This is a genomic window from Streptomyces sp. NPDC003016 (genome assembly GCF_053591455.1).
Genome location: NZ_JBSFTV010000051.1, coordinates 35552 through 45294, shown reverse-complemented (window position 1 = coordinate 45294; position 9743 = coordinate 35552). Strand labels below are relative to the sequence as shown.

Sequence of the window (9743 nt, the reverse complement as noted above, 5' to 3'; positions counted from 1 at the left end):
GTCTCCAACCCGAAGCACGGGACCCGGTTCGACGTACCGCCGGAGCACCGCCTCCGCCGTGCCCGTACGCCCGGCGAGATCGCGGAACGCCGCCTCGGCGGCGGCCAGCGCCTGAGGGGCGTTCTACGCGCGCCGGTCGGGCCCACACCGCTGTCAGGTGCCGACTCGTGCTCTGTTCCCCCGGTCAGACGGATACGGGGGCGCCGAGCATCCCGGAAGCTTGCTGGAGCGGGCTGAGGATGCGTACGGGCGCGGCCGTGGGGAGGGTGCGGCAGGTGAAGCCGAGCTGAGTCATGGCCCGGAGGACTTCGGCGGCGCTGAAATCACGTCGGTCCTGGCGGGTGATGACCTGGCCGACCTGCTTGAAGGGGTAGTGGCGGCGGCCGATGATCACGGATTCGCCGACGCCCGGTTCGGGCTTGACGCCCTTCATCGATTCCAGCACACCGCTCTTGGTGAGCTCGAAGGGGAAGCGGGCAATGACGCAGCGCATGTGGCCTCACAGGGAGAAGGGGGGAACGGTCCGACCAGGGGTGATGCGGTTCAGCGGGAGAGAGCGAGGATGCCCGGGGCGCAGCCTTGCTCGTCGGCCACCGGCGGGGCACCGAGCCGGAGAGAGCGCATCGCGTGCTCGGCTTCGGAAGCAGGGGTCACGGGTGAGGTGAGGGATCCGTGGTCGCCGAGGATGTCGCGCAGGCGGACGCGGTCCGTGTAGGCGGAGCTGTCACGGACCGCGGCGAGTTCGGCCTGGGTGACCAGGCCGGTGCACTGACCGTCCCGGTCGCAGACGGCCAGCCGTCCCGTGCGTGCGGCGGCCATGACGGCCAGCGCCACCTCGACGCTCATGTCGTCGCAGACCTGCGGCCCGGCCGCGTCCATGACCTCGACCACCGCCCTGTGCACGGGGATGGCGCCCGCCGGGCGGAGCCGCATCTGAACCAGCGTCAAAAGGTGCCTCCTACAGAGATGGGTCAGTTTCCTGATCACGAAGGCTTAGGCCGCCGCGTCGAAGGCGGACTGGCGTACGGGGGTGCGCCGGGTCGCCGAAGAGGGGCGGCGTCGGCTCCGGGAGGAGGCGCCGCGCTTGGGGCGTTCGGCCACCGGTGCGGTGATGACGACCGGGATGCCGGACGGGGCCTGGGCTCCGGTGATCCGGCTCAGGGCCTCGTCGCCCGAGCGGATCTGGGTGGTCTGCGGCCGGATTCCGGCGTCCGACATGAGGCGGACCATGTCGCGGCGCTGGTTCGGTGTGACCAGGGTGACGACGCTGCCGGACTCGCCGGCGCGAGCGGTACGGCCGCCGCGGTGGAGGTAGTCCTTGTGGTCGGTCGGCGGGTCGACGTTGACGACGAGGTCGAGATGGTCGACGTGGATGCCGCGCGCCGCGACATTGGTCGCCACCAGCACACTGACGTGCCCCGTCTTGAACTGCGCCAGCGTCCGGGTGCGCTGCGGCTGCGACTTGCCGCCGTGCAGCGCGGCGGCCCGTACCCCGCTGTTGAGCAGGTCCTGGGTCAGCCGGTCGACGGCGTGCTTGGTGTCCAGGAACATGATCACGCGGCCGTCACGGGCGGCGATCTCGGTCGTGGCGGCGTGCTTGTCGGCGCCCTGGACGTGCAGGACATGGTGCTCCATCGTCGTGACCGCACCGGCCGACGGGTCGACCGAATGCACGACGGGGTCGGTCAGGTAGCGGCGCACCAGCAGGTCGACGTTACGGTCCAAGGTGGCGGAGAACAGCATCCGCTGCCCCTCCGGACGCACCTGGTCGAGCAGCGCGGTGACCTGCGGCATGAACCCCATGTCAGCCATCTGGTCGGCCTCGTCCAGCACCGTGATGCCCACCTGGTTCAGCCGGCAGTCGCCACGGTCGATGAGGTCCTTGAGCCGGCCCGGGGTCGCGACGACGACCTCGGCCCCGCCTCGGAGCGCGCCGGCCTGCTTGCCGATCGACATCCCGCCCACCACCGTGGCCAGCCGCAGCCTGACGGAGCGGGCGTAGGGAGTGAGCGCGTCGGTCACCTGCTGCGCCAGCTCACGCGTCGGTACGAGGATCAGCCCCAGCGGCTGGCGGGGCTCAGCCCGCTGTCCAGCGGTGCGGGCCAGCAGGGCGAGGCCGAAGGCGAGGGTCTTGCCGGAGCCGGTGCGTCCGCGGCCCAGGACGTCACGGCCCGCCAGGGAGTTCGGCAGCGTCGCGCCCTGGATCGGGAACGGTGCGGTCACGCCCTGCCTGCCGAGTTCGGCCAGTAGCTGCTCGGGCATGTCGAGATCGGCGAAGCCCTCGACGGCGGGCAGCGCGGGAGTGATCGTCCTGGGGAGCGCGAACTCACCCTGGACGGCGGGCCGACGGCCGTAACCGCCGGAACGGGCGGACCCGCCGGAACGGCGCGGTGCCGGCGAGCCGAAGCGGCTGCCGCCCTTTCCGGCGTCGGTACCGCCCTCACGGGTGCGGGCGGAGCGGTCGTTCGTACGGGTACGGTTCATGGGGAACCTTTCCTCGATGTGGCACATATCAAGGAATTCCCGCAGCGATGAGCGGCATGAAGAATTACAAGTATGGACCGATGGAAAGAGAAAGCACATCTGGCCGGCGAAAATCCACTCGGGCGCAGGTGCTGAAGTAAAGACGCGGTGGGGACGTGGAGTCCAGGCGTCGACTGCGGTGCAGCTCTTCAGGATCGGCCGCCTCCCCGAAGGGAGAGCCGCGTGTGGTGAGACTGCGGATTCCTCCGCGTCGTCCCGCAGGTTGAAACGCCGCGGGAAATGCACGCAGCCGGGGCCCGCACCCCGAAGGATGCGGGCCCCGGCTACAAAGTCAGCGTCAGGCCGGAACGATGTTCTCGGCCGTCGGGCCCTTCTGGCCCTGCGCGATGTCGAAGGTCACCTTCTGGCCTTCGAGCAGCTCACGGAAGCCCTGGGCGGCGATGTTCGAGTAGTGGGCGAACACGTCAGCGCCGCCACCGTCCTGCTCGATGAAGCCGAAGCCCTTTTCCGCGTTGAACCACTTCACGGTACCAGCAGCCATGTCATATCTCCTTTGGGGCAGTACATCGGAATCCGCACTGCGCGGATGCCGTGTCGCCGCGATGATTACCCCGCCCGGAAAATGACCGGAAATACAAAAGCGCTCCCATCCGGCCGGAACCGAATGGGGGCACTTGAAGTTTTGGGAACCACAACTGCAACTGAGATCGACAGTAGCACGCTGGAACGTCCTGCGCACGCCACATAATTCCCTTTTGCCCATCGCGGCAAAAACTCTCACTACATGGCCCAGCAAACTCTCACCTCGCGGGCACACATATTGATTCACTCGGAGTGCAGCCTTCCAGGAGGAGCGGTGTCGCGGACTGCAACCAGGGCTGCCAAGGCGCGACACCGTACGCGGCCGTCCGCGAGATCGCCCTTCAGGAGGCGTCCAGCACCTCGTAACGACGCCCTGGGACGGGATCCCTGAGGGCGGCCACTCCCCCGCTGACCGCCTGAGGATCTACGGCGGTGGGTTGCCGCACGGGGCCGGCGAATGGGCCGCCACGGACGCACGCTCCTCGATGTCTCGCTCGCCGGGAGCGTGCGTGGTCGGCGGTGATGTCTTGGGACAGTGGTCAACGAGCGTCGACTGAACCCCGAAAAGCCCTGGAGACAACCCGTCACCGGCCGGCTGCGGAGACGAACGGAAAGGGCCTTCGCACGGGCCTGGGGGACCGGCCCGGGAGATACGGGGCCGACCGGCTTCCCGTACGTCCGCTGCCGCTCCTTGTCCTCCCCTCACCCCCGGACGGACCACGGGCGGTGGCGGAGGTCCGGCGTCGCCTTGCCGCAGGCCCCGCCCTACCCGCCGGGCTCCGGCAGCCACCGGATACGGGTGAAGTGGTCGACGCAGAGGGCAAACAGCTTCTCTTCGTCCTCCGGACGGACCACACCGGAACCGGCCAGGGCGGCGTCGGTGGCGGAGCCGTCGAAGGAGAGGCGTCCTTCGGAACCGCCGCCGGTGAGCTCCGCGGTCAGCGTGGCGAGGAGCGGGAACGCCGCGTTGTCCGGGTCCTCGCCGATCCGGCGCAACCACTCGTCCGGATCGATGCCCGGCAGCCGGTGGCCCAGGGCGCGCAGCCGGTCCAGCGCGGTGTCCAGCCGCGACAGCCGTCCGGCGGCCAGGTGGAAGGTCCGGCCCGCGGCCCCGGGCCGCAGGGACAGCTCGACGACGGCTTCGGCGACGTAGTCCACGGGCACCAGGTCGAAGGCGGTGTCCACGCGGGCGGGGGCGGCCTGGGCCTGGACGCAGCCCTTGAGGATCAGCCACAGGTAGTCACCGGTCTGGCAGGCGCCCGTGCGGCTGTGGCCGGTGATCCGGGTCGGCCGGTGGACGGTGACCGGCAGGGACCGGGCCCGGGCGGCCGCGACGAGTTGTTCGGCGACCCACTTGCTCCGGGTGTAGCCGTGCTCCAGGGCGCCGGGTGGACCGGTCGGGTGCTCGGGGCCGACCGGCAGGTCGGCATGGCCCGTGAACACACCCACGGTGGACACGTGGTGCACCGGCACACTGCGGTGCCGGGCCGCCAGCCGCAGGATCCGCGCCGTGCCGTCCACCGTGGCCGCCTTGAGTCGCTCGTACGGGGATACGAGGTTCACCGCCGCCCCGACGTGGTACACGGAGTCCACCCTGCGGGCCAGTTCGTCGAAGGCGGCACCGGACAGGCCCAGGCGGGTCTCCGCCAGATCACCGGGGATGACGGAAATCCTCCGTTCGCAGGACTCGTCCCAGATGCCGTAGCCCGTCATGGCGGAACGCAGCCGGGCGGCCGCCCGTTTCCGGTCCGCGCCGCGCACCAGGCAGTGCACCCGGGCCCGGGTGCGGTCGAGCAGGGCGCGGACGGTGAACGCGCCGAGGAAGCCGGTGGCTCCGGTCACCAGCACGTCCTGGGGATCCGCCGCCACCCGAATCGTTTCGGCGGCCGGAAGGATGTCGGCGGGCAGCTCGGTGTCGGCCCCCGGGTCGAAGGCCGCGCCCCGGATGCCGCGCTCGGTGGACTCGGCGAACTCGGCGAGCCCCGCCACGGTCGGGGTCAGGGCCAGCGCTCCGAGCGGGATCTCCACGCCCATCTCCTGACGGAGTCTCAGCACCAGGCGGGTGGCGAGCAGGGAGTGCCCGCCCAGGGCGAAGAAGTCGTCGTGCACACCCACCCGGACGCCCCCGAGCAGTTCCTGCCACACTTCCGCGATCCGCCGCTCCGAGGGGGTCCTCGGTGCCCGGAACCTGCCGTCCGGCTCCGTTCCCAGGGCATCGGGCGGCGGCAGCGCGGCCCGGTCCAGCTTGCCGCTTGCCGTGAGTGGAAACCGCTCCAGCGGCACCCACACGGCGGGCACCATGGGGTCCGGGAGCCGCCGCGCCACCGCGCGGCGCAGCAGCTCCGGTTCCGGGGCGGCCCCGTCGCCCGGCAGGTAGTAGGCGACCAGGCGGGTCCCGCCCGGAGGGGCGGCGGTCCGGGCCACCACCACGGCGTCGGCCACTCCGGGCACGGCCCGGACCGCAGCGGCCACCTCCCCGGTCTCCACCCGGTATCCGCGGATCTTGACCTGTTCGTCGCGCCGGCCCAGGAACTGGATCCGCCCGTCCGGCAGATGCCGGGCCAGGTCGCCGGTGCGGTAGAGGACGGCGGACGGGCGGAAGGGGTCCGGCACGAACTTCCGCGCGGTCAGCTCCGGGTCCCCCACGTACCCGGTGGCCACGGCCCGGCCTCCGACACAGATCTCCCCGGCCGTGCCCACGGGACAGAGCCGCTGCCGGTCGTCCAGCAGCAGTACCCGGGCCCCGGGCACGGGACGGCCGATGGGAGGCAGCCCGGGCCAGGCGGCCGGGTCGGAGCCCAGGCGTTCCGCGGTGACCACATGGGTCTCGGACGGCCCGTACTGGTTCTCCAGCACTGCGTGGGGAGCCAGGGAACGGAAGAACTCCCGGAGGGCGGGTGTGGCGTGGAGTTGCTCGCCCGCGGTGATGACCTCCCGGAGGGTCGCGGCCGAACGCCCGGTGGCGCAGGCGTAGTCGGCGAGCTGCTGGAGGGCCACGAACGGCAGGAACACCCGCTCGATCCGCTCGGCCGCCAGCAGGTCGAGGAGACGGGCCGGGTCGCGACGGGCCTCGTCGTCGGTCATGACGAGGGTGCCGCCGGAGGCCCAGGTGCTGAACAGTTCCTGGAAGGCGACGTCGAAGCCGGGCGACGCGAACTGGAGCGTCCGGGTGCCGGGACCCGCCGGGGAGCGTTCTCGCTGCCAGGCCAGCAGGTTGGCCAGGGACCGGTGCGGCATGACCACCCCCTTGGGGCGGCCGGTCGAGCCGGAGGTGTAGATCAGGTAGGCCCGGTCCTCGGGCGCCACGACGGGCAGCCGGGCCGTCGGCGCTGCCGGGGGCGCGTCCGGGGGCACCGGCACCGCCTCCACTCCCGGCGGCAGGAGCCGGGCCAGGTCCGGCTGGACCAGCGCGACCCGGATGCCGCTGTCGGCCGCCATGCCGGCGATCCGGTCGGCGGGGAGGGCGGGGTCGAGGGGCAGACAGCCGCTGCCCGCCTTGAGCACGCCCAGCACCGCGACCGCCAGCTCCGGGCAGCGCGGCAGGCAGACGCCCACCGGAGTCCCGTGGGTGCCCCGCGCCACCAGGTGCCCGGCCACCGCCTCCGCCGCCCGGTCCAGCTCGGCGTAGGTGAGAACCCGGTCCCCGTGCACCACCGCCCGCGCGTCGGGCGTGCGGGCGGCCTGCGCGGCGAAGGACTCGTGCGCGAGCGGCCGCGGCCCGGTCAGGGACGGCCCCCGCGACCAGGCGCCGAGGAGCAGCCGGCGCTCGTCGGCGGGCAGTACGTCCAGTTCCTGGACCGGCTGGTCGGGGCGGACCAGGGCATCGGCCAGCAGGGTCCGCAGCCGCTCCGCCAGGCGCCGGGCGGTGGCGCGGTCGAACAGGTCGGTGGAGAACTCCAGGAATCCGCGGAACCCACCCCGCTCGGGCACCAGGTGCAGGAAGACGTCGTACTTGGCGGTGCCCGGGTGGAGGTACAGCCGCTCGGCGGTGATCCCGGGGAGGTCCAGCGCGGGCTCCGGGGCGTCGTCGAGCCCGAAGACCACCTGGAAGAGCGGAAAACGGCTCGGCGTGCGCTCCGTACCCAGTTCGCGGACCAGATGGGAGCAGGGGACGCCGCGGTGCCGCACCGCGCCCCACACCTGGTCCTTGGCCCGGGTGATCAGCCCGGCGAAGGAGAGGCCGGCCGGTACGCGCAGACGCAGCGGCAGGACGTCGGTCAGACAGGCGATCATCGGTTCGAGCGCCTCCTCGTCCCGACGGGAGACGGGGGTGCCGAGCACCACGTCGTCCTGCCCGGAGAGCCGGGAGACCAGCGCGGTCAGTGCCGCGGCCAGGACCGTGAACGAGGTGCTCCGCGTCCTGCGGGCGAGGTCGCGGACCCCGGCCCCGATCGCGGCGTCCAGCGTGAACTCGATCCGGTCACCGGCCGTGCCGAACACCGGGGGCCGGGGCCGGTCCGCGGGGAGGGAGGACTCCGGCGGGGCGCCGCGCAGGGTCTCCCGCCAGTACGCCAGGCAGTCCGCGCGGGTCTCGCCGTACGTCCGGCGCTGCTCCAGGGCGTACGGGCCGAACTGCAGCGGAAGGTCCGGCAGGCCGGGATCCGTCCCGTCCAGCGCGGCACGGTAGTGGGCGCTGAACTCGGTGTCCAGCAGGCTGAAGCACCAGCCGTCGATCACCGCGTGGTGGAGCGCCACCACGAGGACGGCGTCGTCCTCGGCGAGTCGCAGCAGGGTGGCCCGCGGCAGCGGACCCTGGCCCGGGGCCACCGGCCGGGCCGCCGCCACCGCGGCGGCGGCGTCCAGCTGCGGCGGGTCCACCCACCGGATGTCCAGATCCACCCGGGCCGGCGGCGCCAGCACCGTCTGCCGCGGCTCGCCGCCGACGAGGGCGAGGCGGCTGCGCAGGGCCTCGTGCCGGGTCACGATCCCGGTGAGGGCCCGCTGGACGGCAGCGGGGTCGACGCGGGCACCGCGCAACCGGTAGGCCCAGGACTCGACGTACCGGGACGGACCGTCCTGGAACTGGTCGTTGAGCCAGATCGACTCCTGCTCGAACGACATCGGGTAGTCGGGAGCCGGCGGGCCGGCCGGATCCGGGGCGGGTGTCAACGGGAGGGCGCCTTCCGGGCAGGCGGCGGGACGGGGCCCAGGGAGGCGAGCAGGCTGCCGCGGTCGAGCTTGCCGGTGGCCGTGGTCGGCAGGGCCGCACGGCGGTGGACGCTGTGCGGCACGAGGTAGCGGGGCAGCCGGTCGGCAAGGGCGCGGCGTACCGACGGAGGAGCGGGGTCGGTGGAGGCGTCCGCGGTGTAGAACATGGCGAGCCGGTCGTGTCCGCCGCCCGGAGCGGGAACGGCCACCACGGCGGCTTCCCGGACACCGGGGATACGGCGGGCGGCGCTCTCGATCTCGCCCGGTTCGACGCGGTGTCCGGAGATCTTGACCTGGAGGTCGGTGCGGCCGCGGAAGTGCAGTACGCCGCCGGGGTCCAGCAGGCCCAGGTCTCCCGTCCGGTACACGCGCACCGGTGCCCCGTCGAGGACGATGGTGGGGAAGGCGGCCGCCGTGGCGTCGGCGTCATCGAGGTAGCCGACGGCCAGGCCCTCACCGGCCAGGCATATCTCGCCCACGGTGCCCGGGGGGAGGACCTGTTCCCCGGCCAGGATGTGCACTGAGGTGCCGGGTACCGGGAGGCCTATGGGGATGCCTCCCGGGGCGGCGCAGTCCGCCGGGGTGACCCGGTGCGTGGTGGCGAACACGCAGTTCTCCACCGGCCCGTACCCGTTGATCAGGGTGATCTCCGGGTACCGGGCCAGGAAGCGGGCCACGTGGCCGGGCGAGAGCCGTTCACCGCCGGTCAGGACCTGGCGCAGACCGGTGAAGCAGGGCCTGCGCGGATCCTCCTCGTCGACGAGGAGGTTGAACAGCGAGGAGGTCAGCCAGACCGTGTCCACCCCGACGGCGCCGACGAGTTCGGCGAGGGTGTCGGGGAGGAGGTAGTCCGTGTCGGCGATGACCGAGGTGCCGCCTGTGGTCAGCGGACCCCAGAGCTCCAGGCTGAAGGCGTCCCAGGAGACGGGGGCGGCTTGCAGCACCACTCGGCCGGGCCCGAAGTCCGCCCATCCGGCTTCCCGGAAGAGACGAGTGGTCGCACGGTGCGGGGAGAGGACCTTCTTGGGGGCGCCGGAACTGCCGGACGTGAAGAAGACGGTGGCGGCCCGGGAGGCTTCGACCGGCAGGGGCGGACGGGCCGACGGCGTGGCCCCGCGGCGCCGTTCGGGCGGCCCGGGCGACTCCTCGGGAACGGTCCAGCGGGGCAGGTTCCCCGGTGCTCCCGTCTCGGCCGCCATGACCGGGGACCGCAGCACGGCGGTGATGCGGTTGATGCGGTCCGGCGGCCACCGGTGGTCCAGGGCGGCGTACGCGGCACCGCACTTGAGCACGGCGAGCAGTACGGCCACCAGCCGGGCGGAGCGAGGGAGCAGGACGGGCACAGTGGCGCCGGGTCCCACACCCGCCGCACGCAGGGAACGGGCGTAGACCTCCGCGGCGGCGTCGAGCGCGGCGTAGTCGACGCGCTCGCCCCGGTGGACGACCGCGACGGCGGACGGGTGCGACCGCGCCCGTCCGGCGACCGCTTCGTGGATGAGCCGCGGATCGGCGGTAACGGGGCGGCGCAC

6 protein-coding genes are annotated in these 9743 nt (G+C 72.7%); all 6 read right to left on the bottom strand.

Annotated elements, in window-relative coordinates; all coding sequences use genetic code 11:
- Window positions 1-184: 184 nt before the first annotated feature.
- Window positions 185-493: an SCO5918 family protein gene (locus ACWDZ4_RS31150; protein WP_451511734.1), complete on the bottom strand. Its 309-nt coding sequence runs from the start codon at window positions 491-493 to the stop codon at window positions 185-187.
- Between the two features lie 50 nt (window positions 494-543).
- Window positions 544-948: a CBS domain-containing protein gene (locus ACWDZ4_RS31145; protein WP_451511733.1), complete on the bottom strand. Its 405-nt coding sequence runs from the start codon at window positions 946-948 to the stop codon at window positions 544-546.
- Window positions 949-993: 45 nt separating this feature from the next.
- On the bottom strand, window positions 994-2484 hold the full coding sequence (locus ACWDZ4_RS31140; protein ID WP_451511732.1) for a DEAD/DEAH box helicase: 1491 nt from the start codon (window positions 2482-2484) through the stop codon (window positions 994-996).
- Window positions 2485-2821: 337 nt separating this feature from the next.
- Window positions 2822-3025, bottom strand: coding sequence for a cold-shock protein (locus tag ACWDZ4_RS31135; RefSeq protein WP_023586116.1), 204 nt, complete (start codon window positions 3023-3025; stop codon window positions 2822-2824).
- Window positions 3026-3831: 806 nt separating this feature from the next.
- Entirely contained in the window at window positions 3832-8175 is a 4344-nt protein-coding gene (locus tag ACWDZ4_RS31130) for a non-ribosomal peptide synthetase (RefSeq protein WP_451511731.1), read from the bottom strand.
- Window positions 8172-9743 (bottom strand): amino acid adenylation domain-containing protein, encoded by a 1572-nt coding sequence (locus tag ACWDZ4_RS31125; protein ID WP_451511730.1) that lies wholly within the window; start codon window positions 9741-9743, stop codon window positions 8172-8174. Before ACWDZ4_RS31125 ends, ACWDZ4_RS31130 begins: the two co-directional genes overlap by 4 nt.

Bases quoted from the DNA above. Each gene is read 5' to 3' on its own strand.
- ACWDZ4_RS31150 (WP_451511734.1), bottom strand. From the start codon at position 493: ATGCGCTGCGTCATTGCCCGCTTCCCCTTCGAGCTCACCAAGAGCGGT.
- ACWDZ4_RS31140 (WP_451511732.1), bottom strand. From the start codon at position 2,484: ATGAACCGTACCCGTACGAACGACCGCTCCGCCCGCACCCGTGAGGGC.
- ACWDZ4_RS31135 (WP_023586116.1), bottom strand. From the start codon at position 3,025: ATGGCTGCTGGTACCGTGAAGTGGTTCAACGCGGAAAAGGGCTTCGGC.